The organism is Streptomyces griseicoloratus, assembly GCF_014534645.1.
Taxonomy (GTDB): domain Bacteria; phylum Actinomycetota; class Actinomycetes; order Streptomycetales; family Streptomycetaceae; genus Streptomyces; species Streptomyces griseicoloratus.
The window spans coordinates 355,401-380,996 of record NZ_JACVQF010000200.1 but is presented as its reverse complement, the minus strand read 5'-3'; the positions used below and the strand labels follow the sequence as shown (position 1 = coordinate 380,996).

Genomic DNA, 25,596 nt, shown 5'->3' with positions numbered 1-25,596 from the left:
TCCGGGAAGTCAGTGACCTCCAGAGCAGGTGATGCCCATGATCTCCGACACGGTGTCGGTGCCCGCCGACCACGTGACGCTCGACGGTGACCTCGCCGTTCCGGCGTCGGCCCGGGCAGTGGTCCTGCTGCCGCACGGTGTCGACACCGTCCGGCACAACCCCCGGAGCCGGTCCATCGCCGCTCAGCTGCACACGGCCGGCTTCGCCACGCTCCTGGTGGATCTGCTCAGCGAGAGGGAGGACGAAGGGGACACGGGCGCACGGCGCTTCGACGCGGGCATGCTGCCCCGCCGCATCGTGGCCGCGGTCGACTGGGTAAAGATTCAACCGTCCACACGGAAACTGCCGGTCGTCCTGTTCGGGGCCGGCACCCAGGCGAACGCCGTGCTCGAGGCCGCGGCGGACCTGCCGGACCGCGTGCTGACCGTGGTGCTGTGCGGCGCACGGCCCGACCCGGAGGCGGACGCCATCGAGCGGGTCCGGATACCGGTGCTGTTCATCGCGGGCGGCCAGGAGCCGGCCCTGCTGCGGGTGACCCAGGAGGCTGCCCGCCGACTGGAGCCGCCGCACGCCGTCCGTGTGGTGGCCGGGGCCACTCATCTCTTCGAGGAACCGGGCGCCCTCGACGAGGCCGTGGCGCTGGCCGGCGACTGGTGCGACGAGCAGTTGCGGTCGGTGACCCGGCCGTAGTAGCCGGTCTGCGAGGCAGAGCAACGGCTCGCCCGTCAGGCCCGGACCCCGCCCCCCGGCACCGCCCTCAGCGCCCTCAGCGCTCCGGTGCCGGGGCGCTGTGCCGCCGCAGGGTGTCGATCACCTCGTCGTCGCCGGTCTGGTCGAAGTTCACGTACCACTCGCCGACCGCGCGGAACTCCGGCGGCTGGTAGAGGCAGAGGACGTCATCGGCCTCCTGGCTCATCGCGGCGACGGAGTCGGGAGCGCCGACGGGGACGGCCAGTATCAGGCGGCCCGGGTTCCGCCGGCGCAGGTGGCGCAGGGCGGCGCGTGCGGTGACGCCGGTGGCGAGACCGTCGTCGATGACGATCACGGTCCGGTCCGTGACGTCGGTCGCGGGCCGGTCGCCCCGGTACAGCACCTCACGGCGGTGCAGTTCGGTCCGCTCGCGGGCGACCTGCGGGCCGAGGCTGTCCTCGTCGAGGCCCAGCATCTGGAACGTACGCCCGTCGAACAGCGGCGGATCGTCGCCCACGATCGCACCGACCCCCAGCTCCGGCTGTCCGGGAAGGCCGATCTTCCGGGCGACCAGCACATCCAGCGGTGCGGACAGGGCCTGGGCGACCGGAGCCGCCACCGGAACCCCGCCTCTGGGCAGCGCCAGGACGACGGGGCGGACGAGATCTCCGCCGGCCGCCCACTCGGTGAGCCGGGCGGCGAGCTCCTGGCCGGCTTCCCGGCGGTCGTGGAATCGCATACCTGATGTCCGCCTTCCTCGGGCGAGGAGGCGCCCTGGGGCGGGTTCGCCCGCTTGCGCCGCCGACGGGCCGGGCGACCCGGCGGCGGGCTCCCGCGGGGGACCGCGAGCCCCAGACGCGTCAGGGTTGTCCTGTCCTTGTCCGGGGTCTCCCGCAGGACGCAGGCGAAACGGCGAAACGGCGAAAGCGGAAAGGGGGAGGGTCAGGAGCCGAAGCCGGCGACCACCTCACCCATGTCGTAGCTGTACACCTCCCGTTCGCAGAGACCGCAGGCGCTCGGCGCGTGCTCGCTCAGCGACCACAGCCGGGGAGGCCGGCCGTCGCCCCGCCCGTGCGCCATGTACAGGTCCTCCGGTCCGAAGGAGCTCTGGAGCGCCTTCTCGGTGCCGACCAGCCGGTCGGTGCCGTCGACCGTGCGCGGGGTGGCCTGCAGCAGGCGGCCGTTGTCGTAGGCGTTGCTGCGGTGGAAGTACCACTTGCCCTCGTACCGCAGGGCCCCCTGGATCTTGTGCCACAACGGCTCGCCGTCGAACGATCCTCCGGTCGGCAGCCCGTAGGCCAGGTCGGCGTCCGCGACCGTGCCGGGCGCGCCCTCCACGGCCGCGGTGAGTGCCGTCATGGGGTAGGTGCCCACCCGGCCCGGACTCGTGCCGCCGTTGAAGTTGCAGTACTCGCCCAGCACCATGTGGTCCGTGCCGGTACGGTCCAGGGAGACGTACGAGGCCTTCGGGCGGCCGGTGGTGTAGCACTGGTTCTTGCTCGTGTCGCCGGCGTTCCGCGCCGTGGTGAACCGCAGCGTCGCGACCTGCGGCATGACATAGCGGTAGCCGTAGCCGTACCAGACGTTGCTCTGACGGCCGACACGCTTCTTGTCCTGCACGTCGCTGACCAGTCCGTCCGGCGTGGGGTCGTCGGTCCCGGCGTCGCCGTCCGGGTTGAGGTCCATGATCCGGCGCAGGTCGAAGACGCGCAGACCGTTGGCCGTGTCCGCGACATACAGATGGTTGCCGTACCAGACCATGCCGCCGGCGTGGATGCCGTTCTGCGCCTTGCAGCTCGCGGTGACCGTGCCGGTGCACCTGCCCTCCCGGGCGTGCAGCGCGTCGAAGGAGATGTGCTCCTTGGAGTTCACGTACGGCCAGACCAGCAGGACGTGCCGGTACTTCTTGGTGGCCTGGTTGAAGAAGCTGACGCGGACGCCCTTCTCGTTGCAGGCGTCGGACGCGCTCGCCTCCAGGCAGTCCTCCCGGCCCGAGGCCTGATCGCTGCGGCCGGGATTCCGCGCGTCGTACGAGCCGACCGCGATCGGCTCGGCGTCCGAGGTGCCCCAGTCCTCGTCCTCCTGTGCGTCGGACACGCCGGAGATCGCCTGCGGGACCCACTCCGTGGAGGTGGCGTCGTCGTTCTCCCAGCACACCCGGTCGGTGACCAGGAGGTCGGGACCGTAGATGCCGGTGGAGCCGCAGTCGCCGTCCCGGCCGGCGGACCGGTTGGCCTGCTCCATCAGCTCGGTCAGTCCCTGCTTGGGCAGCGCGGCGTCCAGCCGGTTCACCAGCCCCGTGAGGTCGGAGCCCGCGGCGAGCCGGAAGTCGCCCGGCCGGCCGGGCACCGGATCGGCCGGTGCCGGAGCGGTGGCCGAAGGGGTGCCGCCGGGGCCGACCGTGTCGTCCTGCTCGCCCTCGTGCTCGTCGGCGAAGCCGTCGTCGGGCATGCCCTCGTGCACCGGGACGGGATCGTCCGCGGCCGTCGCCGGGGCCGTGCCGCCGACGGGGAGGAGCGCGGATATCAGCGCCCCGGCCAGTGCCGTGCCGGCGGCCAGGCGTGTGCGCGACAACAGTCGGCTCATGCGATGCCCTTCGTCAGTGATGCCGGTGCGGGCGGCCACCGGACGGCGGAAGAGCGCCTGCCGTCGCGTCCCGGGGCCGCAGCAGCCCGAGGTGGCCTGTGGGAGGTGTGAGTCTGGCTGCCGTGCACCCGCAGGCCAACAGATTCGGGCGGAGGCGAATCGTCGCCCCGGCGGACGCCTCCGATGGCCGGAATGACCCAGGCATGACAGATGGCGGGCTGGGAAGCAGACGGGAGGCCGCGCCTTCGTCCCGGCGGGCGGGGCGGCCGCGGCCGTGGAAGCCGACCCGGGCCGGCCCGCCCGTCGTCGGCCCGACGTGTCATGGGGGGAACATGCCGACGCGCCTGCACTTCGACGAGGACGACTACCTCAACTGCCGCTTCGCCGTCTCGCCGCTGTGGGAGACCCAGGAGGCTGCGCGCACCCTCAAGCGCCCTGACCGCAGGGCCTATCTGCGGCCGTGGCTGCGCCGGAACCGGGAGCGGGCGGCCGCCCTCGATCTCACGCCCCTGTGGCTGCTGATGCCGCTCCACGGTCCGACACCCGGGTGGCTCTGCCCACCCCCGAACGGCCCGGCGGCCACCTTCGAGCAGGAGATCGCCGCGGTCCGTGCCGCCGACCCCGACTCCGTCCGCGCGGACGCCGTCCGCTCGCTCTCGGCCACCCCGGGCGCACTCGATGCCGCCCGCGAGCGGGCCTGGCTGGGGCACCCGGACCGGATGATCCGGGACCTGTCCGGCCTGCTGGAGCAGGTCTGGCACCACCTCGTCGAACCGGACTGGCCCCGCCTGCACGCCCTGCTGGAGGCCGACATCGCCTTCCGCTCCCGCCGGCTCGCCGAGCACGGCCTGGGGGAACTGCTCCCCGAGATCAGCGCCGGCTGCGCCTGGCACGCCGGAACGCTGACCGTCGCGGCGCGGGCCGAGCACGAGCGGCACCTGCACGGACAGGGACTGGTCCTCATGCCCAGCGTCTTCATCTGGCCGAAGGTGATCGGCACCTTCGAGCCGCCCCGGCAGCCCACTCTCGCCTATCCGGCCCGCGGCATCGTCCACCTGTGGTCCGAACCCGCCGAACGGACCCCGGACACCCTCGTACGCCTGCTGGGGCGCGGCCGGGCCGCCGTACTCGCCGCACTCGACACGCCCGCGAGCACGACCTCCCTCGCCCGCCGGCTCGAACTCGCTCCCTCCTCGGTCTCCTCACACCTCACCGTCCTGCGCGAAGCCGGACTGCTCACCTCCCGGCGGTACGGACGGCACGTCGTCTACGAGCGGACCTCCCTCGGGGGCGCGCTGGCGACAGGCGGGTGACGGTCCAGGAGACACCGAACGCCCGGACCCGGCGCCGGGCGGGGGGCAAGACGGGCGTTTTATGGTTGATCGATGCGACTTGTTCCCAGATGGGTCCTTCTCTCGTCGGGGTGCGCGCCCGTCCTGCTGATCGGAGGCTGGACGATCGCGGCGCTGCTCGAAGGGCCCGTCTACGACCCGGCCACCGAGACCATCAGCGTCCTGGGGGCCTACGGAGCCTCGGGATTCTGGGTGATGACCGGGGCGTTCCTCGCTCTGGGAGCCTGCCACCTGCTGACCGCCTGGGGCCTGCGGGCGGCCGCACTCGCCGGACGTTTGGCGTTGGCCGGTGGCGGACTGTCGGCGTTGGCCGTGGTGCTGATCCCGGCGCCGAGCAGCGGCGGCTCCCTGCGTCACGGCACCGTGGTGGCCGTCGGGTTCACCCTGCTGGCGGTGTGGCCGGTCCTGGCCGCCGGGGGCGGTGGCGACGCCGCTCCCTGGGCCCTCCGGCTCGCGCCCTCGGTCGCGGTGACGGCCCTGATGGCCGCCGGCGGAGCCTGGTTCCTGATCGAGATGCACCGGCAGGGTGGCGCCGGTGTAGCCGAACGCGTCGTGACCACCGCTCAGTCGGTGTGGCCGTTCGTGGTCGCGGCCTCCTGCCCCCACCCCACCGGGGACCGGAACGAGCAGCCGGTCGCACCGTGACGCGATCGGCGGCGAGTGCGCACGGGACGACGGCACCGCGGTCTCAGCCCAGGGCCACCGTCGACGCCCGGATCACCACCCGCCCGGGCTGCAGCTCCACGCCCCGCCGCATGCGGCCGTCGATCGCCTGGAACAGCGCCTGGGCCGCCACCCGGCCGATCTCCTGGAGGTTGTGGTCCACGCTGGTCAGCGAGGGGCGCGCGCCGTCCGTGACGGCATGCCAGTTGTCGAAGCCCATGACCGCCACCTCGTCCGGCACCGTGCGGCCCCGCTCCCGCAGGATGTCGAGGGCGCCCCGCGCGATCTGGTCGCTGCCGCACAGCAGCGCGTCGAGATCCGGGTGGCGGTCCAGGAGCATGGTGGCCGCGGCCCTGCCCCACCCCTCCGACCAGTTCCCGTACAGCGGCTCTTCGAGCAGGTGCAGACCCGCCTCGCCCATGGCCCGGGCCGCGCCCTCGGCGCGTTCGCGGGCCGCCAGGTAGTTCACGTCCCCGGTGATGTGCGCGATGCGGCTGCGCCCGCAGGCGAGCAGGTGCCCGACGGCCATGCGCCCGGCGCCGACGCTGTCGGGGACGATCGACAGATCCTCGTCCGTGTCGGACGAGGGAGCGTAGGCGTACACGACGGGTACCGGCAGTCCGCGGCCGAGCGACGGGCGCGGATCCGTACGGGAGCCGACCACGATGAGCCCGTCGACGCGGCGCTCCAGCAGGGCCTGCACATGGTGCTGTTCACGGATCGAGTCGCCGCGCGCGTCACAGAGGAACACCGCGGCGCGGCCCGCGCCGAACGCGTCCTCGGCGCCCATCAGGATCGGGATGCTGAAGCGCCCCTCCAGGTCGCTCGTCAGCAGCCCGACCGTGCCGGTGCGCCCGGCGAGGAGACTGCGCGCGAGCGGGTTGGGGCGGAAGGCCAGCCGCTCGGCCGCCTCCTGCACCCGCACCCGGGTCTCGGCGCGCACCTGACTGCGTCCGTTGAGGGCCTTGGACGCCGTGGCCACCGATACCCCGGCGAGGCGCGCCACGTCGGTCAGCGTGGCGGCGCGGGCGCGGGTCGGGCCGCTTGCCGGCTTCGGGGGATCGGCGGGCTTCATGGCGGCGAGTGTAGTCGAGATTTCGGACGCCCGGAAAAGGTTTTCGGTCGTCGCGCGACGGATCATCACCTCTTCAACTCCACGCTGTCGCAGACCTATTGACGGTGACATGGCCACCCCCTACGTTCCAACCGAAAGCCTTTTCCCAGTCTTTCGGAGCCGCACTCCGTGCGCGGCCGTATCAGGGGAGCGTTCACCATGAGGAGAGCCGCCTCACCGCCCGGACCGGTCCGCCGTATGGCCCTGGCGGCCCTCGCCGCCGCCGTCCTGACCACCCTGGCCGCGGGCTGCGGCAAGGGCATGGGAGCCGCCGGAGGCGACGGGGGAGCCGGTGGCGGATCCGGCAGCACCCGGGGCGTCGACGACGGGACGACGCTGACCATGTGGACCCGGGCGGCCACCCAGGCGCAGAGCCAGGCCCTGGTGAAGGCGTACAACGCCGGCCACCGGAACAAGGTGGAGCTGACCGTCATCCCCACTGACGACTACCAGGCCAAGGTCGGTACGGCCGCCGGATCGAAGGACCTGCCCGACCTGTTCGCCGCCGACGTGGTGTTCGCCCCGGACTACGCCGCCGCCGGCCTGTTCGCCGACCTGTCTGGGCGCATCGACGCACTGCCGTACGCCGACGACCTCGCCCCGTCCCACATCAAGGCCGGCACGTACGACGGCAAGCGGTACGTGGTGCCCCACACCCTCGACCTGTCCGTCCTCTTCTACAACAGGACGCTCTACGAGAAGGCGGGCCTCGACCCCGGCGAGCCGCCGGCCACCCTCGCCGAGTGGGACCGGCACGCCCGCGCGGTCGACGCCCTCGGCGGCGGCGTCGACGGCACGTTCTTCGGCGGGAACTGCGGCGGCTGCGGCGTGTTCACCTGGTGGCCGTCGATCTGGGCGGCGGGGGAGCAGGTCATGAACGACGAGGGCACCTCCTCCGCCCTGGACTCGCCGACGGCACGGTCCGTCTACGACGTCTACCGGGGCTGGGCCGAGGACGGCATCGCGGCCGCCGGCGCAAAGGAGGAGACCGGCGCCACCTGGACCGGCCGCTTCCCGAAGGGGAACATCGGCGTGATGCCGATGCCGTCGACCACGCTCGGCCTGATGCCCGACGACCTCGACTTCGGGGTGGCCCCGATCCCCGGGCCCGACGGCGGCACGTCCACGTTCGTCGGCGGGGACGCCATCGGCATCGCCGCCACCAGCGACAAGGCGGACCAGGCCTGGGACTTCCTGAAGTGGTCGCTCGGCGACGAGGCCCAGGTCGACGTGGTCGCCGCGCACGGCGACGTCGTGGCCCGGACCGACCTCGCCGACAACAGGCACGCGGCCGCCGACCCCCGGCAGGTCACCGTCAACCAGCTCGTCGCCAAGGGGCGGACACCGTACGCCAGGAAGTTCGGCCAGACCTTCAACGACCCGAACGGGCCGTGGCTGAAGCTGATGCGCGACGCCGTGTACGGCGACGCGGGGCGCATCCGCGCCGACAACGAGGCGATCAGCCGGTCGTTGGCCGACTGAACCGGCGCGTCCGCCGAGCGGACCGCCCGACGCGCACGGCACGCCGCCGCCCCGCGCGACGCGCACGGCACGCCGCCGCACTGCGGCCCGGACCCGCTTTGACCGTTCGGCGTCGGCCGTACTGCGACCCGGACCCGCCCGACCGTTCTGCGTTCGCCGTACCGCGACCCGGACCTGCCCGATCCACTCCGTGTCCGCCGACCGATAGCCGGACCCGCCCGGCCCGCTCCGTGCACGCCGTCGCACTCCAGGGAGCCGTATGCCCACCCGAGCCGCCGACCCACCGACACGTGCCCGCGCCGCCGGACCGAAGGCGGCCGCCCGGACCGATCCCGGCCGCAGACCGCCGTGGTGGCGGACGCGCACCGCGAAGGGGATCGGCTACGCGACGCCCACCGCCGCCTTCGTGGCCGTCCTCTTCGTGCTGCCGCTGCTGCTCGTGGGCCGCATGTCCGCCAGCGACTGGCCCCTGCTCACGGGCTACCAGAGCCTCAACCTCCCCGACAACTACACGGAACTGGCCGACGGCGACCTGCTGTGGCCGGCCGTCCGCTTCACCCTGCTCTACACCGCCGTCACCACGGTGCTGCTCATCGGCATCGCCCTCCTGCTGGCCCTCCTCGTCCAGGAGGCCCGCCCCGGCGTCGGCTTCCTGCGCACCGCCTACTTCCTGCCCAGCGTGCTCGGCCTCGCCTCCGCCTCCCTGCTGTTCTGGGGCTTCTACAGCCCCTCGGCGGGACCGATCGCCGCACTGCCACAGCGTCTCGGCCTCACCGACGAACCCGTCTCCTTCCTCGGCACCCCCACGGCCGCACTCCTGTCGACGGTCGGCCTGGTGGTGTGGAAGTTCGCCGGGTTCTACATGCTCATCCTGCTGGTCGGCCTCCAGAGCATCGGACACGACGTGTACGAGGCGGCCCGCATCGACGGCGCGAGCCGCCGCCAGACCTTCCGCCACATCACCCTGCCGCTGCTGCGCCCCTCCCTCGCCCTCACCCTCGTCCTGTCGGTCACCGGATCGCTCCTCGCCTTCGACCAGTTCTTCGTCCTCACCAAGGGCGGCCCCGACAACAGCACCGTCACCGTCGTGCAGCTCATCTACCGCGAGGCGTTCCAGCGCCTCGACCTCGGCACGGCCGCCGCCCTCTCCGTCCTCGTGCTGCTCGCCCTGCTGATCCTGAACGCCGCCCAGTTCCGCGGTCTGCGCCGCTCCGACGAATCCTGAAGGAACCGCCGCCATGGCATCCCCGAGCGCACCGCGCGGCCCCGGCCGTCCCACCGGCCCGGTCCGCACCCCTTACTACGTCCTCGCAGGCGGCCTGGCCGTCCTGTTCCTCTTCCCGCTGCTGTGGTCCGCCTGGGCGTCGGTCGCACCGGCCCCGGGCACCTCCCAGGACTCCGGCTACGGCCTGGGAAACTACCGCGCCCTGCTGGAGTACGACGCCGGACTGTGGCGCTACCTCGCCAACAGCGCCGTCGTCTCCCTGCTCACCGTCGCCGTCACCCTGACCGTGTCCCTGCTCGGCGGCTACGCCTTCGCCCGCTTCGACTTCCCCGGCAAGAACCTGCTGTTCCTGCTGACCCTGGCGATCCTGATGGTCCCGTACGCGACCCTGCTCATCCCGCTGTACGTCCTGCTCGGCATGGCCGGAATGCAGAACTCACTGATCGGCCTGAGCCTCGTCCTCGCCGTGTTCCAGCTGCCGTTCGCCACCTTCATGATGCGCATCTCCTTCGAGGCGGTGCCCAGGGAACTGGAGGAGTCCGCCCTCGTCGACGGCTGCGGCACCTTCCGGGCGCTGGCCCGCATCATGACGCCGGCCGTGAAGCCCGGACTGATCACCGTCGGCCTGTTCGCCTTCCTCGCCGCCTGGAACGACTTCATCGCCCCTCTGATCCTCATCAGCGACAGCTCCAAGGCACCGCTGCCGCTCGCCGTCGCCACGCTGCGCCAGCAGAGCATGGGCGCCATCGACTACGGCGCCACCGAGGCCGGTGTCACCGTGCTCGCCGTGCCGTGCCTGCTGCTGTTCCTGCTGCTCCAGCGGCACTACGTACGCGGCTTCATGTCCGGCGCGCTCAAGGGCTGACCCCGGCCCGCCTCCCGCCCTCCGCACAGGCGAGCCGCTCCCCTGCGCACGTCCGCCGCCCCCCTGCGAAAGGCCCACCGCATGCCCCTGCCCTCCCGCCCCGCCCCGCTGCTGCCCGGCCGCGGCCGGCTGCGCCCCCTCGGTCTGGACGAGGTGCGCCTGACCGGCGGCTTCTGGGCGCACCGACAGCACGTCAACGCCACCGCCACGCTCGACCACTGCCTGGCCTGGGTGCGCAAGTGCGGCTGGATCGACAACTTCCGAGCCGCCGCCGAGGGCCGTGCCCACCGTGACCGGCGCGGCCCGGTCTTCGCCGACTCCGACGTCTACAAGCTCCTGGAGGCCATGGCGTGGGAGGCGGGCCGCCGCGACGACACCGCCCTGGACGCCGTCGTCGACGAGGTCACCGCCGTCATCGCCGGCGCCCAGACGGGCGACGGCTATCTGAACACCGCCTTCGGCGGCCCCGGACAGGCCGCCCGGTACAGCGACCTCGAATGGGGCCACGAACTGTACTGCTACGGCCACCTGATCCAGGCAGGCATCGCCCAGGCCCGCGCCCGCGGCGAGGGAGCCCTCACCCGGATCGCCGTGCGCGCCGCCGACCACGTCCGCGACGTCTTCGGCCCGGGCGGCATCGAACGGGTCTGCGGCCACCCCGAGATCGAGACCGCCCTGGTGGAACTGTCCCGGCTCACCGGCGACTCCCGCTACCTCGACCAGGCCGCCTTCTTCATCGACCGGCGCGGCCGGCGCTCCCTCGCCGACATCGCCTTCGGCCGCGCCTACTTCCAGGACGACACGCCCGTCCGCGAGGCCGGCGTCCTCCGGGGCCACGCCGTGCGGGCCCTCTACCTCGCGGCGGGTGCCGTGGACGTGGCGGTGGAACGCGGTGACGACGAACTGCTCGCCGCGGTCGTACGGCAGTGGGAGGCGACGGTCGCCCGCCGGACCCACCTCACCGGCGGCATGGGCTCGCACCACATGGACGAGTCGTTCGGCGACGACTTCGTCCTGCCCCCGGACCGGGCCTACGCCGAGACCTGCGCGGGCGTGGCCTCCGTCATGCTGGCCCAGCGCCTCCTCCTGGCCACCGGGCACCCACGCTACGCCGATCTGGTGGAACGCACCCTGTACAACGTCGTCGCCGCCTCACCCGCGGACGACGGACGTTCCTTCTTCTACGCCAACACCCTCCACCAGCGACGCCGTGGCGCCGAGCCGGACGCGGCCGCGCAGAGCCCCCGGGCCGCCGCCGGCCTGCGCGCCCCCTGGTTCGCGGTGTCCTGCTGCCCCACCAACGTGGCCCGCACCCTGGCCACGCTGGGCACCTGCGTGGCCACCCGCGACCCGGACGGACTGCAGATCCACCAGTACGCCGACGCGGACCTCGACACCGAACTGCCGCGGTCCGGGCGGGTCGGCGTCGAGATGCGCACCGGTTACCCGTACGACGGCGGGATCACGCTCCGCGTCACGCGGGCCACCGGCCGGCCCTGGACCCTCACCCTGCGCGTCCCCGCCTGGGCGCACGGCGCCCACGTCACCGAACCGGACGGGCACCGCCGCCCCGCCGCACCCGGCACCGTCGAGGTGACCCGTACCTTCGCCCCCGGCGACGAGATACGGCTCCACCTGCCCATGGAGCCACGCTGGACCACGGCGGACCGGCGCGTGGACGCCCTGCGCGGACAACTCGCCGTCGAACGCGGTCCGCTGGTGCTGTGCCTGGAGTCCGTGGACCTGCCCGACGACCGGGACGTGGACGCGGTCGCCGTCGACGGGACCGTGCCGCCCCAGGACGCGGCCGAGGGCGACGGTAGCGTCGTCGTCGCGGGCCGGCTCGTCGACGGCGTCACGGACGCGCCCTGGCCGTACACCGCGCCGGCGGACGCCCCCGAACCCCGCCTGCGGGAGGCGGAGCTCCTGCTGACCCCGTACCACGCCCGGGCCAGCCGCGGCCCCTCCACCATGCGTGTGTGGCTGCCCGCCACCGGCCCGGCCCGCACCTGACACCCCACCCCTGGAGGCAGCGTGCACGACCACCGAAGAGCGCGCCGGGCGGGCCTCGCCCTGGCCGTCGCCGCCGGCCTGCTGCTCACGACGGCGCAGGCCACCCCGGCCGCCGCGGACGATCCCACCCGGCCCAACTCCGCGATCGGCTACCCGGTCTACGCCGGCACCGCCGACCCCGTCCCCGGCCTCCCCGCGGGATTCCGCACCCACCACACCCTGAAGGCCCAGTACGAGGCCGACCTCCAGCACGGTGACGGCACCGACTTCTTCATGGACCGCATGCTCGCCCGGCGCGGCGCCGACCCCTCCGGCGACTGGCTGATGACCCGGGGCCGCTCGGTGTTCATGAAGGAACACGACCCGGCCGAGCTCGGCTTCGCCGGGAAGGCGGCGTACTGGGAGAGCATCGACGACCGCTCCGCGTACACCCTCACCCTCAGCGAGAACGGCCGCCGCGTCGCTCTGAAGGAGGACGTCGGGGCCCGCATGCAGACCCCGAGTCACTGGAGGAGCACCTTCCTGCCCGAGGACGGCAGCGGCGGCCTGCGGGTGGTCCAGACGAAGTTCATCACCCACGAGAACGTGGCCGTCACCAGCCTCACCATCACCAACTCGGGTACGGCGGAGCGCAGTTTCGCCCTCACCGCCGCCTCCCCCTACACCACGACGGCGGACGGCCGCGAACTGACCGGAACCGTCTCGGCGAAGAACGACCTCACCACCGTCTACCCCCGCCTGTCCGGCGACGGCATGCGGCCCGACGGCGGCGCGCTGACACGCACGCTCACCGTCCCCGCCGGCGCCGGCGCGACCGCGAAGGTGCAGCTGGGCTTCGTCACCGAGGAACTGCCTCACTCGCTGACGGAGTACCGCAAGGTGCGCGGCGAGGGGGCGGCAGCCGCCTTCCGCACCCACGTACGCGCCTACAACCGGTGGTGGGCGGAGAACCTGCCGTACACCGACCTGCCCGACGACAACATCGAGAAGTCCGTCTACTACCGCTGGTGGCTGCTGCGCTACAACCACCTCGACGCGGACATCCCGGGCAGCGACTACCAGTTCCCCACCTCCATGGAGGGCGTCCTCGGCTACAACAACGCCATCGCGCTCACCGTCGGCATGTTCACCGAGGACCTCAAGTACCTGCGCGACCCCGCCTACTCGTACGGCCCCTGGGTCTCGGCCGGCGAGGTCTCCAGGAGCGGCAAGTACACCGACAACCCGGGTGACCCGGAGAACTGGTCCAACAGCTACACCCAGTACCTCTCCGAGGCCGCCTGGGACTCAACCTCGCACCGTTCGCGAAACCCACCGCCTCCCACACCTCGGGCTGGGAGTCCGTCGACGCGGTCAACGACGGCAAGGAACCCGCGTCCTCCGCCGACACCCCGCGCTGGGGCAGCTGGCCCGAGGAGGGCACGCAGTGGGTGCAGTACACCTGGGACGACCCGGTGCGGGTGAGCAGCTCCGACATGTACTTCTTCCGCGACGCCGCCCCCGGGGACCCCGACGGCGTCGGGGTGCCCGCCACCTGGAAGATCCAGTACTGGGACGGCGTCGGGCTGGCGCGACGTCGACGGCGCGAGCCACTACGGCACCGAGGCCGACACCTACAACGCGACCACCTTCGAACCGGTCACCACCACCCGGGTCCGAGCGCTGCTCACCGGCCACCCCGGCCTGTCCCTGGGCGTCCAGGAGTGGAAGGTGAACGCCGAACCCGCCGAATCCGTCCGCGAGACACACGTTCCGACGCCCCGGGGCACCGTCCCCGCACTCCCCGGCGAGGTCACCCTCCGGTACGCCGACGGTTCCCTGCTGCGCACACCGGTCGTCTGGCCGGAGATCACCGAGGAGCAGGTGTCCCAGGGCGGCACCGGCGTCGAGGTCACGGGCATCGCCTGGCAGACGTCGCTGCCGGTGACGGCGACGGTGTGGGTGCGCGTCAGCGACGCCGTGCAGATCACCAGCCTCGCCGAGGAGTCCGTCCGCACCCGCGCGGGCACGCCGCCCCCGCTGCCGCCCACGGTCACCGCCACCTACAACGACGGCTCCAAGGACAGCCGGATCGCCGTGGACTGGGATCCCGTCGACCCCGAGAGCTACGCACAGCCGGGCACCTTCCCGGTCACCGGCACGGTGGCGGGCACCGACCGGCAGGCACTGGCGACGGTGACCGTGACGGAGTGAGCGGCCCCACGAGCCCCCCGCAGCACCCCCGTGAACGCCCGGACGGACGGCCACGTCCCAGGCCGTCCGTCCGGGTCCCCCTACACCGAAGGAGAGCCGCACGATGACCGAGCAGAGCCCTCTCTCACGCCGCCGACTCCTGGCCACCACGACCGCACTGGCCGCGGCCCCCGCGCTGACCGCCCTGCCCCTCGCCGGCCCGGCACGCGCCGCGGCGGCGTCCGCGGCGGCGTCGTCGGCAGCACCCGCCGGGTCCCTGCCCGCCCCCGCGACGTGGAACGCCCACCCCTTCCCCCTGAACGCCGTGGAACTCGGAGCCGGTGTCTTCCGCGACAAGCGCGACCTGATGCTCGCGTACGCCCGCGCCTACCCCGCCGACCGGATCCTCGCCGTGTTCCGCGCCAACGCCGGGCTCGACACCCGCGGCGCCCAGGCCCCCGGCGGCTGGGAGACCGAGGACGGAAACCTGCGCGGGCACTACGCGGGGCACTTCCTCACCCTGATCGCCCAGGCGTACGCGAGCACGGGCGACGCCTTCTTCCGCGACAAGCTGGACGACCTCGTGACCGGCCTCGGCGAGTGCCAGGCGGCGCTGGCCGCGTCCGGCGCCGGCAGCCACCCGGGCTTCCTCGCCGCCTACCCGGAAACCCAGTTCGAGCTCCTGGAGCAGTACACGACCTACCCCACCATCTGGGCCCCGTACTACACCTGCCACAAGATCATGAGAGGACTGCTGGACGCCCACACCCTCGCCGGCAGCGCCCAGGCCCTGACGATCGTCACCGGCATGGGCGACTGGGTGCACAGCCGCCTCTCCCGCCTGCCGCGCGAACAGCTGGACCGCATGTGGTCGATCTACATCGCTGGCGAGTACGGCGGCATGAACGAGGTGATGGCCGACCTGCACGCGCTCACGGGCAAGCCCGAGTACCTCACCACGGCACGCTGCTTCGACAACACCCAGCTGCTCAAGGACTGCGCGGACGGCCGGGACACACTCGACGGCAAGCATGCCAACCAGCACATCCCGCAGTTCTCCGGCTACCTCCGCATCCACGACCAGGACCCGCGGGCCGAGGCGTCCCCGTACCGCGAGGCGGCGGAGAACTTCTGGCACATGGTCACGGGCCACCACACCTACGCCCTCGGCGGCACCGGCCAGGGCGAGATGTTCCGCGCCCGCGACGCCATCGCCGCCACCCTCGCCGACAACAACGCCGAGACCTGCGCCACGTACAACATGCTCAAGCTCACCCGGTACCTCTTCCTGCACGAGCCGGACGCCGCCTACATGGACTTCTACGAGCGCGGTCTGTACAACCACATCCTCGGCTCACGCCAGGACACCCACAGCACCCGGTCCCCGCTCGTGACCTACTTCGTCGGCCAGGGCCCCGGCACCCGACGCGAGTTCGGCAACACCGGCACCTGCTGCGGCGGCACCGGCATGGAGAACCACACCAAGTACCAGGAGTCGGTGTACTTCCGCTCGGCCGACGCCCGGGCGCTCTACGTCAACCTGTACCTCGCCTCCACCCTCCACTGGCGGGAGCGCGGTCTCACCGTCACCCAGGAGACCCGCTACCCGTACGAGGGGAGCAGCCGCATCACCATAGGCGGCCGGGGCGGCCGCTTCGACCTGCGGCTGCGCGTGCCGTCGTGGGCCGGGGACGGGTTCACGGTCGAGGTCAACGGATCCCGCCGGGGCGGGGTGGCCAGGCCGGGCACCTACCTCTCCCTGCGCCGCACGTGGTCGCCCGGCGACGTCGTCGACGTGACGCTGCCGCTGCGCCTGCGCGTCGAGCAGGCGCCCGACGACCCGGACGTCCAGTCCCTCTTCCACGGTCCCGTGCTGCTCGCCGCCCACAGCGGGGAACGCGAACTGCGCGAGGTCTCGCTGTACTCCCGCCTCCCGCTCGGCGGCGATCTGTCCGCCGTGGTCCGGCCGGCTAACGAGCCCCTGCACTTCACCCTCGACGGCACGACCCTGGCGCCGTTCCACCTCGGTGACACCACGCCGTACCACGCCTACTTCCGCCGGTCGGAGCCGGAGATCGTCTTCCGGGGCGAGAGGACCGGCGTCCCCAACCGCCGCACGGCCGGCGGGCGCACCTTCCTGGACGCGCTCTGGGCCCGGTCACCCTTCGCCTCGCACGGCGAACTGGTCCGCGCGGTGCGGCGGCTGAGCGGGCAGTGGCTGGCCGAGGGCCTGCTGAGCCGGGCCGAACGGGAGGAGGTGGTCGCGGCCGCCGAACGCGCCCGATTCGACTGAACCGCCGCAGGGACCCGCATGGCGGGTCAGCCCAGCGGCTGCGGGTGCCCGAGGCGTACCGCGCGGCTAGTGTCGGGAGCACGCCGGGCAGGTGAGCGGTCCGGAACGGGACGCTCACGCCGCCGGCACCGCCCCCTGTCCGCAGGCCTCCGGAAGGAGCGTTTCAGCATGGCCAGGAACCGCCGTCTGATCCTGAGCTCACCCGCCGAGGTCTGGAACCTGCTGTCCGACGGCCGCCGCTACGGAGAATGGGTGTCGGGCACCCAGCGGATCCTCGCGGCGGACCCGCACTGGCCCGAAGTGGGCGCGCGCCTCCAGGTCCGGGTCGGGGTCGGCCCCGTGACCCTCGACGACACCTGCGTCGTCCGCATCTGCGAACCGCGGCGCCGGCTGGAGCTGGAGGCGAAGGCCGACCCCTTCGGCGCGGCCCGCATCGCCATGAACCTGCTGCCCTGGGGCGAGCACACCCTGTTCATCCTGGACTGGCACGCCCTGCGGGGGCCCGGTACCCGGATGCACGGTCTCCCCGTGGACTACCTCGTCGCGGTCCGCAACGGCATGATGCTGACGAAGCTGGCCCGGATCGCGGTACGAGAGCACGGGGGAGCACTCGCGGCATCCGTGTGAACGGAGCGCGGCGGCCGGGTGGCACGGCCGGGTCAGGCTCTTCGACCGGACGACCAGGTCGGTGCGGCTGACCGCCGCCGGGCGCCCACCAGGGCGCGGTCGGCCGGGTCACCGCTGGCTTCGCCGGGGCCGGCAGCCATTCGGCGTTGCCGCTGCACACGAACAACCTGGAATACCTTCCGCCGGCACCCCGCGATCACGGCGGGGGCTCGACGCCCCAGGAGGCGGCGCGGCCCGCGGCGGCGGCCCGGTTGGGCAGCGTGAGCTTGGTGAGGATGTGCTCGATGTGGGTCGCGACGGTCCGGGGGGTGACGAACAGTCGCTCCGCGATCTCCCGGTTGGTACGGCCGTGGGTGAGCTCGGCCAGGACCTGGAGTTCGCGCGGGGACAGCCCGGCGTGGCAGGCGACCTCGCGGCAGACGACGACGGTCGACGCGTTCCGGCGCGTCAGCCGCAGTTCGAGCAGCCTCCCCTCCAGCGGGACCAGGAGCGTCACGGGAAGCGAGCGGCGGGTCACGGCGTCCCGTACGAGCCTCGTCAGCGGGGAGTCGGCGTCCGCCAGCTCGGGCGGAACGCTCCCGCTGATCGGCGCCGGGGCGGTCGGCGGGCCGTCCGCCAGAGCCACCGCGCAGACCGCCGCCGCGGACCCGTCGGCCTCGGCCGCCGGGTCCGCACCCGTTCCGGTCACCGGATCCGCGACCCACGCCAGGCACTCCGTGAGCAGCGGCACCACGGCCCGCGCCGGATGCCGCCGCTGCTGCACCCGCCTCGTGCTCACGTTCAGCACGCCGACGTACCTGCCGTCCGGGGAGAAGAGGCAGTGCGCCACTCCGTCCTCGATGCCCAGCGGCTGGAGTTCCTCCCGGAAACCGGGAGAGGTCAGCCGTACGGGCCCCGGCACGTCCCGGAGCCACAGCGGGCCCCCGTCCCGGCGCCGGATCGAGGAGAAGACCGGGTCGTCGTGGAGCCGTGTCTCGATGTACGCCGTGGTGTCGGGCGGATAGCTGCTCGCCAGCGTCTCGTGCCGCCGGTGCAGCGGATCCCAGCGGGACAGGGAGGCGTGGTCGTAGTCGATCACGCCGGACAACGCCTCCAGCACATCTCCGGCGTCACCGCCGGACCGCCCCGAGGTCTCCGTCGCCGCCCGGCGTACCCGCAGGGCGGCGTCCAGGACATCGGTCGTGCTCCGCTCGGTTCCCATGCCGCCAGGATGATCAAACGGCTGTTCGCAGTCAAACGGCCGTTCGCGGTCAGTCGCTCAGCGCGTCGTGCACGATCTCGCCGCCGACGGCGGTGAGCAGCACCGGCATGTGCGGGATGTCGTGGGGATCGGCTGTCAGCAGGTCCCCGTCGAGGACGCACAGGTCGGCGACCTTGCCGACCTCCAGGCTGCCCTTCCAGTCGTCGGCGAAGTCCTGCCAGGCGGGGTCGATGGTGTAGGTGCGCACTGCCTCCGGGAGTCCGATCCGCTGGTCGGGACCGCTGACCCGGCCGCTGGCCTTCGCCTCGCGCAGCAGCATCGTCGCGATGCCCTGACGCCAGTCGGGGAAGGTCACGGGGGCGTCCGAACCGCTGGTCACGGTGACACCGGCGGTGACGGCGTCCCGGTAGGGCCAGGCGTAGGCGGCGCGTTCGGCCCCGACGAACTCCACCTCCATGTCGGCCACGGTCCACTTGATCGTGGGGTTCATGCAGACCCCGAACCCGTGCTCCGCGAGGGTCTTCATGCTGCGCGCGCCGAGGAAGTCACCGTGGATCACGTAGTGCCGCGGGTCGCGGCGCGGGTGCTCGGCCATCGCCGAGGCGAAGGCGTCGACGACGGTGTCGATCCCGCGGTCACCCGTGACGTGGACCCCCAGCTGGTACCCGGCCGCGTGCGCGTGCCGGATCATCGCCCGGAGTTCGGCGACTCGGTCGTCGTCCGTGTCGCCCCCCACGCACAGGGAGCCGCAACCGCCGCCCGTGTAGGGCTCGTGCATCCAGGCCGTCTTGTTGGGCACGATCCCGTCGGCGAACAGCTTCACTCCGATGACGTTGAGCCGTCGGGGATCGGTGACCGCCGTGTCGATCCCGTCCAGCGCCGCGATGAACTGCTCGGCGGTGCCCGCCATGCCGGTGGGCAGCAGCAGCACGCTGACCCGCGCGGTCAGTTCGCCGTCCGCGAGCAGCTGCCGGTAGACGTCGAAGGTGCTGGTGCCGAGGGCGCCGCGATTCAGGGTGTCGCCGCCGGGACCGAGGCCGGGCTCGGTGTAACTGGTGATCCCGAGGCGGGCCAGCGTGGCCAGCGTCGACTTGACCGCGGCGGCGCGTGCGTCGGGGGAGAGGGCGGGCAGGACCCGCTGGACGAGTTCCTGCGCCCCCTCGTACAGCAGCCCGGTGGGCTCCTGGGCCTCGTCGGTGACGATGACCGATCCGGGCGGGACCTCGGTGTGCCGGTCGATGCCGGCGAGCGCCAGCGCCGCCGAGTTGACCCAGCTGGCGTGGCCGGAGAAGGAGTGCAGCAGGACCGGGTGATGCGGGCTCACGGCATCGAGGTCGTACCGGGTCGGCTGACGGGACGGGTCGGCCACGCACTCGTCGAGGTATCCGGTGTCCCAGCCGTTCCCGACGATCCACTGACCCGCCGGAAGGCGTTCGGCCGCCTCCCCGACCTTCTTCGCCACGTCGGCCAGGGACGTCACGGCCGGGTGACTCAGGTCGAGGGCCAGCGGAGGCGTCGTCATCCCGAAGGCGCAGCCGTGCAGATGGGCGTCGTTGATGCCGGGGAGCAGCGTGCCGCCCTTCAGGTCGACGACCCGGGTGCCGGGGCCGATGCTCGCCGACACCTCCTCGTCGTCGCCGACAGCGCTGATCAGGCCGCCGGTGACGGCCAGGGCCGATGCGACGGTGAAACGGGGGTCGACGGTGAGCACGGAACCGTTGAGGAAGACCAGGTCCGGGTGGGTAGACACGAGTGGGTCCCTTCGTACACGCGGGTGTGCGCCCGGGCCGGCGAGACGTCGGAACGCGGTCACCAGCCGGGGCCGAGACGACTGTGCACGCCGGAGCCGGTCCGGCACATCGGTTGTTCTGCCGATACGCGAGGGGCGGGGCCCGCCGGGCCCTACCCGAACGCCTCCTTCCTGAGGACGGCGAACAGACCGGGAACGCCTTGAGTGGTGCGCACGTCGACGAACGTGCGCAGATGGCGGCCGCGCAGGTCGCCCACCGCGTGGCGCAGCAGCGCGCTCGCCAGGTCGGACCGCGCGGTGTACCGGCCGGGCAGCCGCGCCTCGGCGAGCCGGTAGTCGCTGACGGCCTCGGTGTCGAAGAGGCCGGCGGGGCGGACCACCGTCCAGTCGTGGCCGCTGCCGGCGAGCACCGCTTCCATGCGCCGCATGTCGTCGTACACCGTGCGGCCCACGAAGCGGGTGATGAAGGGCTCCAGCACCTTGCGGAAGAGCAGTCCCTCGCCCGGCGCGGGCACGTCGAAGAGCACGGTCGACGTCACACAGACCAGGCGCCGCACGCCGTGCCGGGTCATGGCCCGCGCGATGTGCGTGACGCCGTCCGAGTACACCGTCACGGGGGCGCGGCCGTAGGGCACCCCGAGCGTCGAGACGACCGCGTCCTGTCCCGCCACGGCATGCTCGACCGCCTCCGGGTCGTGCACGTCCGCGCCCGTCACGTGCAGCAGCGGATGCTCCAGCGGGAAGGCGTCGGGCCGGCGTGTGACGGCCGTGACGGTGTGCCCCTGCGCGAGGGCCTGTTCGGTGGTCAGCCGGCCGGTGGGTCCGGATGCCCCGAAGACGACGAGCTTCATGTGGTTCTCCTCCCGGATCGGTCGTGCCGTTGTTCCGGCGTCGCCGCTCTGGAGGTGCCGTGGGCCGTCGAGTGTGACACCGGCGGCCCGAATGTGATGTGGAGCACAGTCTGCGGGCGGATGTCACACTCCTCGCGGTGTCCCGCATCTCAGGGGGAGTGCCCGAGACAGGAGGTGTGCCATGCCCGAGGGACCGGAGAACCCGGTGGCGGACAGCGCGCTGGACGCGGCGACACGGGTGTTCGTCGACCACCGCGAGCTGCTGTTCTCGATCGTCTACAACATGCTCGGCAGTGTCGCGGACACCGAGGACGTGCTCCAGGAGTCCTGGCTGTCGTGGGCGGACAGGAGGCGCCGCGAGCCGGCCGCCGGCATCGGCAACCCGCGCGCCTACCTCGTGCGCGTCGCGGTCAACCACGCGCTCGCCCGGCGGGCCGGCATCAGGCGGCGCCGTGAGACCTACATGGGACCGTGGCTGCCCGAGCCGCTGATCACCACGGACGAGGCCGGCACCGCGGAGAGGGCGCTGCGCACCGAATCCGTGTCGATGGCGCTGCTCGTGGTCCTGGAGACCCTGAGCCCCCTGGAGCGGGCGGTGTTCGTCCTGAACGAGGTGTTCGGCTACGCCCACACGGAGATCGCCGGCATCCTCGACCGCACCCCTGCCGCCGTGCGCCAGCTCTCCCGCCGGGCCCGCGCGCACGTCCACGCCCGGCGCCCCCGCTTCCGTACCCGCCCGCAGGTCCAGCAGCAGGTCACCGAGCGGTTCGTGGCCGCCGCGCTCGGCGGCGACGTGGCCGCCCTGATGGAGATCCTGGCCCCCGAGGTGACGCTGTGGACGGACGGCGGCGGCAAGGCGCGCGCGGCCCTGCGCCCGATCCACGGCCGCGACAAGGTCGCACGCACCCTGACGGGCTACGCGTCCCGGCCGCCGGAGGGCCTGGACGTCCGGTACCGCAGCGTGAACGGGGACCCCGCCGCGGTGGTCTTCACCGGCGACTCTCCGTACGCCGTCATGGTCGTTGACCTGACCCCGGAGGACGGGCGAGTGTCGGGCGTCTATCTCGTCACGAACCCGGACAAGCTGTCAGGACTGCGCGACGAGGCGGGGAATCGGGCCCCGGCCCCGGCTCCCGCCCCGGCCCCGGCTCCGGCACCGGCCCCGGACCCGGACCCGGCACCGGACCCGGCCTCAGCCTCGGGCCTGGCCTCAGCCTCGGGCCTGGCCGCACCCTCGGACCCGGCCTCAGCCCCGAACCCGGCCTCAGCCCCGAACCCGGCCTCAGCCCCGGACCTGGCCTCAGCCCCAGACCATGCCTCAGCCTCGGGCCTGGCCGCACCCTCGGACCTGGCCTCAGCCCCGAACCCGGCCTCAGCCCCGAACCCGGCCTCAGCCCCGGCCCCGGCCTCAGCCCCGGCCCCGGACTCGGGCCGAGGAGAGGCGGAACGGCGGACGGGGCGCTCGTGAGCCGCGCCGTCGATCGGTGCCGGTGCCGGCACCGATCGACGGCGCGGCAGCTCGCGCCCGGGGCGGTCAGTGGCCGCCGGACGCGGAGCCGTGGGCGTCGGCCTCTCCCGCCGGTCTGAACTCCACGGCGACCACGCCGTCGACGCGCCGGCACAGCTCCTCCAGTACGGGGGCGGACACGTGCTCCGGCAGCCGGCCGCTGAGGACGACATGCCCGTGCGCCACGTCCACCTGCACCGACGACGGTGCCAGCCCGAGGGTCTTGACCAGCGCCTCCTCGATGATCTCGGTACGGATCGCCCGGTCCTTGCGCAGGAACACCCGCAGCAGGTCGCTCCGGCTGACGACGCCGATCAGCCGTCCTCCGTCATCCACCACCAGGAGCCTCTTGATGCCGTACCGGGCCATCGCCCGGGCGGCGTCGACGACGCTCCACTCCTCCCGGGCGCAGACGGCGGGCGAGGTCATCAGCCCCGCCGCGTCCGTGGCGAACGCCTTGGCACCGATGGGCAGGGACTCCTCCCCGTGCCCGGGGGACGGGTCCGGTTCGCCGCCCCACATCTTCTGCAGGAGGTCGGCCTCCGACACGACCCCCACCGGCCGGTCCTCCTCGTCGACGACGGGCACCGCGGTGATGTCGTACTCCTGCAGCAGGTGGGCGATTTCCTTGAACGGCGTCCCGCCCTGGACGCGGACCACCGCGTCGCTCATCAGATCGCCCACCTTCTGGTGCTTCATCAAGGTCTTCCTCTCCGCTGCCGGCCCGCGCCGGCAGGCGTCCTTGCTGCCTGCCATGTGAGAACGTCCCGCGGGCCACAGGGGTGCCCCGTGTCACCTGGCGGTGCATACGGTGGCGGTGCACAGGGACCAGATGCACCCGAACGGACCATGCCGGTCCCCGGGGCAGGGCGGGGCGGGGCAGCCGGGCAGGCCTACTGGCCCATGACGTACTTCACCGTCGGACCCGTGGTCCAGCCGCCGTCCACGGCCAGTTCCGCCCCCGTCACGTACGAGGCGGCGTCCGAAAGCAGGAAGACGACCGCGCCGGCGATCTCGTGCGCCTCGCCGACCCGGCCCATCGGAGTGTTGGGGTACCTGCCCTCGCCGCGCTCGATGCCGACGGCGGCGGTCATCGGCGTGTACGTCATGCCCGGGTGGACGGAGTTCACGCGGATCTTCGCGGTGCCGAGCTCCACGGCACCGATCTTCGTCAGCCCGCGCACGCCCCACTTGGAGGCGCCGTAACCGGCCGTCAGGGCCAGGCCCATCAGGCCGGCGGCGGAGGAGATGTTGACGATCGAGCCGCCGCCCGCCTCCTTCATCGCCGGTATGACGGCCTTCATGCCGATGAAGACGCCGGTCAGGTTGGTGTCGAGGACCTTGCGGAAGTGCTCGACGGACTCGGCCTCCAGCAGGCTGCCGGTGGAGATGCCCGCGTTGTTCACCAGGCCGTGCAGGGCGCCGAACTCCGTCACGGCGTACGAGACGGCCGCCGCCCACTCCTCCTCGCTGGTCACGTCGTGGTGGACGAAGCGTGCCCGCTCGCCCAGTGCCTCGGCGGTGGCCTTGCCGTCCTCGTCGAGCACGTCGGTGACCACCACGTTCGCGCCGGCGGCCACCGCCTGCCGGGCGGCCTCCGCGCCCAGCCCGCGGGCGCCGCCGGTGACGAGCACGGTCCTGCCGGTGAGATCGTTCATGAGAAGTCCTTTCAGGGGTGTTCGGAGGCTCCGGGCCGTGCGGCTCGGAGGAGTGCGGTGGTGGTCCCGACCAGATCGGCGAGGAAGAGCGCCTCGTCGGTGAGGGGTTCGCTGCCGTCCAGGTACTGCCGGGCCCGGTCCGCCATGGCCGCGCCCACCACCGTCAGCGCCAGGTCCAGGCGCTCCAGGAGCAGGGGCTCGGGCAGTCCGTCGCCGGCCAGGCACGCCTCGATCCGCTCGATCAGGCGCCAGTAGGCCGTGCCGGCGAGCGTGGGATGCGGGGTGCGGGTGCGGACTCCGCTCTCATGACTGAGCTGGGCGGAGATCCGCAGACAGCGCCGGCCCCGGTCGGTGCGCAGCTCACTCGCCTCCGCGGTGACCAGTGCTCCGACGAGCGCGTGCAGCTCGTCCGGTGCGGCGTCGAGGAGTGGGCCGAGCACCTGCTCGGTGCGCCTCTGGCGGCCGGCCATGACGGCGTCGAGCAGTCCCGTGCGGGAGCCGAAGTGGTACTGCACGGCGGACGGGTTGCCCTGCCCCGCCAGTGCCACGACGTCCCGCAGCTGCGCGCCGTGGACGCCCTGCGCGGCGAAGAGCTCCTCCGCCGCGCGGATCAGTTTCTCCCGTGTCTCGGGTCCGGACCTCCGTGCCATGAACCCATACTAATGCTCGACATTAGAAACGGGACCGGCGGACCGTCCCGCCGCCGTGCCGCCCGGTGGCCCGGCCCCGCCGACGGACCTCCGGTCATGCCGTGCCGACGTGGCCTCCGGTCATGCCCCGCCGACGGGCCTCCGGTCAGGCTCTTTCCACCAGCCGTGCCGCCACGGCGCGCGCCATGTCCAGCGCGCCGTCACGATCGGCGCCGTGCTGGCCGAGCACGACACGGGTGCTCAACCCGTCGAGCAGTGCGAGCAGTTGGGATGCCACGGCGCCGGTGTCGAGTCCGGCGGCGAAACGGCCCTGGCGCACACCCTTGGCGAGGAGCGACGCCAGGTCCTCCTGCCAGCCGACGTCGATCTCGGCCTGGGCCGCGCGCAAGTCCTCGTTCGACCCCGTGCGTGCCCACAGTTCGATCCAGAGGGTCCACCGCGGGTCGCGCGGGCCGACGGGAAGGTAGAGCTGGAGGAAGAGGTCGAGTTTGCGCTCGGCGGCGACCCGGCGCGTGAGCAAGGCCCGGCGCTCCTCGGCCAGTGTGCTCTCGCTCCAGCGCAGCGCCTCCAGCAGCAGGCGGTCCTTGTTGCCGAAGTAGTACAGGATGTGCCCGCCGCTGGTGCCGAGCCGCTTGGCGAGCGCGGACATGGTGAGCGTGGCCAGCCCGTCCTCGGCGATCGCCGCCATCGCCTCCTTCAGCATCCGCTCCTGGGCGTCGAGCCCGTCGCGTCGTCGCGCCGTCGCTGCCACGTCACGCCTCCTCCTCGCTGCGGCCGGGGACGACCTTAGCCGCCGGATTCGGCAGAGGTCTTGACGGCCGGACATCCAGGGCGCATCTTGAATGCCGTTCTAACTCTAGAACGGCGTTCAAACTATCGGGGCCGCCCGGTGACGC

The 25,596-nt window shown here is 72.8% G+C and carries 21 protein-coding genes and 1 pseudogene; 12 read left to right on the top strand and 10 right to left on the bottom strand.

The window, feature by feature from the left end; translation table 11 throughout:
- The first annotated feature begins 37 nt into the window (after nucleotides 1-37).
- Nucleotides 38-691 (top strand): dienelactone hydrolase family protein, encoded by a 654-nt coding sequence (locus H0H10_RS22205; protein WP_188182778.1) that lies wholly within the window; start codon nucleotides 38-40, stop codon nucleotides 689-691.
- A gap of 76 nt (nucleotides 692-767) precedes the next feature.
- Here H0H10_RS22205 and H0H10_RS22200 read toward each other — a convergent pair whose 3' ends face one another.
- The gene (locus H0H10_RS22200; protein WP_188182777.1) at nucleotides 768-1,430 is read right to left on the bottom strand and encodes a phosphoribosyltransferase; all 663 of its coding nucleotides are present in this window, start codon (nucleotides 1,428-1,430) and stop codon (nucleotides 768-770) included.
- A 203-nt stretch (nucleotides 1,431-1,633) separates the two neighbouring features.
- The gene (locus H0H10_RS22195; RefSeq protein ID WP_188182776.1) at nucleotides 1,634-3,277 is read right to left on the bottom strand and encodes a hypothetical protein; all 1,644 of its coding nucleotides are present in this window, start codon (nucleotides 3,275-3,277) and stop codon (nucleotides 1,634-1,636) included.
- Between the two features lie 332 nt (nucleotides 3,278-3,609).
- Here H0H10_RS22195 and H0H10_RS22190 point away from each other — a divergent pair, with 332 nt between their 5' ends.
- Both H0H10_RS22190 and H0H10_RS22185 read left to right on the top strand, forming a co-directional pair.
- Nucleotides 3,610-4,590, top strand: a complete 981-nt coding sequence (locus H0H10_RS22190; RefSeq protein ID WP_188182775.1) for an ArsR/SmtB family transcription factor — start codon at nucleotides 3,610-3,612, stop codon at nucleotides 4,588-4,590.
- Between the two features lie 72 nt (nucleotides 4,591-4,662).
- Complete coding sequence (locus tag H0H10_RS22185; protein ID WP_188182774.1) at nucleotides 4,663-5,274, top strand: DUF998 domain-containing protein; 612 nt, start codon at nucleotides 4,663-4,665, stop codon at nucleotides 5,272-5,274.
- Between the two features lie 43 nt (nucleotides 5,275-5,317).
- Here H0H10_RS22185 and H0H10_RS22180 read toward each other — a convergent pair whose 3' ends face one another.
- Nucleotides 5,318-6,367: a LacI family DNA-binding transcriptional regulator gene (locus H0H10_RS22180; protein ID WP_188182773.1), complete on the bottom strand. Its 1,050-nt coding sequence runs from the start codon at nucleotides 6,365-6,367 to the stop codon at nucleotides 5,318-5,320.
- A gap of 198 nt (nucleotides 6,368-6,565) precedes the next feature.
- Between H0H10_RS22180 and H0H10_RS22175 the strand changes: the two genes are divergently transcribed.
- The 8 genes from H0H10_RS22175 to H0H10_RS22140 all read left to right on the top strand — a co-directional run bounded on the left by H0H10_RS22175 (nucleotide 6,566) and on the right by H0H10_RS22140 (nucleotide 17,083).
- Nucleotides 6,566-7,888: an ABC transporter substrate-binding protein gene (locus H0H10_RS22175; RefSeq protein WP_188182772.1), complete on the top strand. Its 1,323-nt coding sequence runs from the start codon at nucleotides 6,566-6,568 to the stop codon at nucleotides 7,886-7,888.
- 259 nt (nucleotides 7,889-8,147) lie between these two features.
- The gene (locus H0H10_RS22170) at nucleotides 8,148-9,113 is read left to right on the top strand and encodes a carbohydrate ABC transporter permease (RefSeq protein ID WP_188182771.1); all 966 of its coding nucleotides are present in this window, start codon (nucleotides 8,148-8,150) and stop codon (nucleotides 9,111-9,113) included.
- Nucleotides 9,114-9,126: 13 nt separating this feature from the next.
- Entirely contained in the window at nucleotides 9,127-9,978 is an 852-nt protein-coding gene (locus tag H0H10_RS22165; protein ID WP_188182770.1) for a carbohydrate ABC transporter permease, read from the top strand.
- Nucleotides 9,979-10,059: 81 nt separating this feature from the next.
- Nucleotides 10,060-11,991, top strand: coding sequence for a glycoside hydrolase family 127 protein (locus tag H0H10_RS22160; protein ID WP_188182769.1), 1,932 nt, complete (start codon nucleotides 10,060-10,062; stop codon nucleotides 11,989-11,991).
- Nucleotides 11,992-12,012: 21 nt separating this feature from the next.
- A complete protein-coding gene (locus tag H0H10_RS22155) occupies nucleotides 12,013-13,455 on the top strand; it encodes a hypothetical protein (protein ID WP_188182768.1) in 1,443 nt (480 codons plus the stop codon).
- 246 nt (nucleotides 13,456-13,701) lie between these two features.
- The gene (locus tag H0H10_RS22150) at nucleotides 13,702-14,184 is read left to right on the top strand and encodes an Ig-like domain-containing protein (protein ID WP_188182767.1); all 483 of its coding nucleotides are present in this window, start codon (nucleotides 13,702-13,704) and stop codon (nucleotides 14,182-14,184) included.
- A 103-nt stretch (nucleotides 14,185-14,287) separates the two neighbouring features.
- Nucleotides 14,288-16,456 carry a glycoside hydrolase family 127 protein gene (locus H0H10_RS22145; protein ID WP_188182766.1) on the top strand — a complete coding sequence of 723 codons (2,169 nt, stop codon included), beginning with the start codon at nucleotides 14,288-14,290 and terminating at the stop codon, nucleotides 16,454-16,456.
- Between the two features lie 168 nt (nucleotides 16,457-16,624).
- Nucleotides 16,625-17,083, top strand: a complete 459-nt coding sequence (locus H0H10_RS22140) for an SRPBCC family protein (RefSeq protein ID WP_188182765.1) — start codon at nucleotides 16,625-16,627, stop codon at nucleotides 17,081-17,083.
- Between the two features lie 196 nt (nucleotides 17,084-17,279).
- On the opposite strand, the gene H0H10_RS40150 is transcribed toward H0H10_RS22140, so the two are convergent.
- The 3 genes from H0H10_RS40150 to H0H10_RS22120 form a co-directional block, all read right to left on the bottom strand.
- Nucleotides 17,280-18,284 carry a helix-turn-helix transcriptional regulator gene (locus H0H10_RS40150; protein WP_223180205.1) on the bottom strand — a complete coding sequence of 335 codons (1,005 nt, stop codon included), beginning with the start codon at nucleotides 18,282-18,284 and terminating at the stop codon, nucleotides 17,280-17,282.
- A gap of 49 nt (nucleotides 18,285-18,333) precedes the next feature.
- On the bottom strand, nucleotides 18,334-20,034 hold the full coding sequence (locus H0H10_RS22125; protein ID WP_188182764.1) for an amidohydrolase: 1,701 nt from the start codon (nucleotides 20,032-20,034) through the stop codon (nucleotides 18,334-18,336).
- Between the two features lie 152 nt (nucleotides 20,035-20,186).
- A complete protein-coding gene (locus H0H10_RS22120) occupies nucleotides 20,187-20,885 on the bottom strand; it encodes an NAD(P)-dependent oxidoreductase (RefSeq protein ID WP_188182763.1) in 699 nt (232 codons plus the stop codon).
- Between the two features lie 181 nt (nucleotides 20,886-21,066).
- Here H0H10_RS22120 and sigJ point away from each other — a divergent pair.
- A pseudogene (sigJ, locus tag H0H10_RS22115) lies at nucleotides 21,067-21,990 on the top strand (RNA polymerase sigma factor SigJ); the annotation flags it as partial.
- Between the two features lie 429 nt (nucleotides 21,991-22,419).
- Here the strand turns inward: sigJ and H0H10_RS22110 are convergent.
- The 4 genes from H0H10_RS22110 to H0H10_RS22095 form a co-directional block, all read right to left on the bottom strand.
- Complete coding sequence (locus H0H10_RS22110; protein WP_188182762.1) at nucleotides 22,420-23,091, bottom strand: CBS domain-containing protein; 672 nt, start codon at nucleotides 23,089-23,091, stop codon at nucleotides 22,420-22,422.
- A gap of 194 nt (nucleotides 23,092-23,285) precedes the next feature.
- A complete protein-coding gene (locus H0H10_RS22105; RefSeq protein ID WP_188182761.1) occupies nucleotides 23,286-24,050 on the bottom strand; it encodes a glucose 1-dehydrogenase in 765 nt (254 codons plus the stop codon).
- Nucleotides 24,051-24,061: 11 nt separating this feature from the next.
- Nucleotides 24,062-24,700: a TetR/AcrR family transcriptional regulator gene (locus H0H10_RS22100; RefSeq protein ID WP_188182760.1), complete on the bottom strand. Its 639-nt coding sequence runs from the start codon at nucleotides 24,698-24,700 to the stop codon at nucleotides 24,062-24,064.
- A gap of 145 nt (nucleotides 24,701-24,845) precedes the next feature.
- Nucleotides 24,846-25,451 carry a TetR/AcrR family transcriptional regulator gene (locus tag H0H10_RS22095; RefSeq protein WP_188182759.1) on the bottom strand — a complete coding sequence of 202 codons (606 nt, stop codon included), beginning with the start codon at nucleotides 25,449-25,451 and terminating at the stop codon, nucleotides 24,846-24,848.
- Between the last annotated feature and the right edge of the window lie 145 nt (nucleotides 25,452-25,596).

Bases quoted from the DNA above. Each gene is read 5' to 3' on its own strand.
- H0H10_RS22165 (WP_188182770.1), top strand. From the start codon at position 9,127: ATGGCATCCCCGAGCGCACCGCGCGGCCCCGGCCGTCCCACCGGCCCG.
- H0H10_RS22175 (WP_188182772.1), top strand. From the start codon at position 6,566: ATGAGGAGAGCCGCCTCACCGCCCGGACCGGTCCGCCGTATGGCCCTG.
- H0H10_RS22205 (WP_188182778.1), top strand. From the start codon at position 38: ATGATCTCCGACACGGTGTCGGTGCCCGCCGACCACGTGACGCTCGAC.
- H0H10_RS22140 (WP_188182765.1), top strand. From the start codon at position 16,625: ATGGCCAGGAACCGCCGTCTGATCCTGAGCTCACCCGCCGAGGTCTGG.
- H0H10_RS22120 (WP_188182763.1), bottom strand. From the start codon at position 20,885: ATGAAGCTCGTCGTCTTCGGGGCATCCGGACCCACCGGCCGGCTGACC.
- H0H10_RS22190 (WP_188182775.1), top strand. From the start codon at position 3,610: ATGCCGACGCGCCTGCACTTCGACGAGGACGACTACCTCAACTGCCGC.
- H0H10_RS22110 (WP_188182762.1), bottom strand. From the start codon at position 23,091: ATGAAGCACCAGAAGGTGGGCGATCTGATGAGCGACGCGGTGGTCCGC.
- H0H10_RS22105 (WP_188182761.1), bottom strand. From the start codon at position 24,050: ATGAACGATCTCACCGGCAGGACCGTGCTCGTCACCGGCGGCGCCCGC.
- H0H10_RS40150 (WP_223180205.1), bottom strand. From the start codon at position 18,284: ATGGGAACCGAGCGGAGCACGACCGATGTCCTGGACGCCGCCCTGCGG.
- H0H10_RS22180 (WP_188182773.1), bottom strand. From the start codon at position 6,367: ATGAAGCCCGCCGATCCCCCGAAGCCGGCAAGCGGCCCGACCCGCGCC.
- H0H10_RS22200 (WP_188182777.1), bottom strand. From the start codon at position 1,430: ATGCGATTCCACGACCGCCGGGAAGCCGGCCAGGAGCTCGCCGCCCGG.
- H0H10_RS22185 (WP_188182774.1), top strand. From the start codon at position 4,663: ATGCGACTTGTTCCCAGATGGGTCCTTCTCTCGTCGGGGTGCGCGCCC.
- H0H10_RS22145 (WP_188182766.1), top strand. From the start codon at position 14,288: ATGACCGAGCAGAGCCCTCTCTCACGCCGCCGACTCCTGGCCACCACG.
- H0H10_RS22170 (WP_188182771.1), top strand. From the start codon at position 8,148: ATGCCCACCCGAGCCGCCGACCCACCGACACGTGCCCGCGCCGCCGGA.
- H0H10_RS22100 (WP_188182760.1), bottom strand. From the start codon at position 24,700: ATGGCACGGAGGTCCGGACCCGAGACACGGGAGAAACTGATCCGCGCG.
- H0H10_RS22195 (WP_188182776.1), bottom strand. From the start codon at position 3,277: ATGAGCCGACTGTTGTCGCGCACACGCCTGGCCGCCGGCACGGCACTG.
- H0H10_RS22160 (WP_188182769.1), top strand. From the start codon at position 10,060: ATGCCCCTGCCCTCCCGCCCCGCCCCGCTGCTGCCCGGCCGCGGCCGG.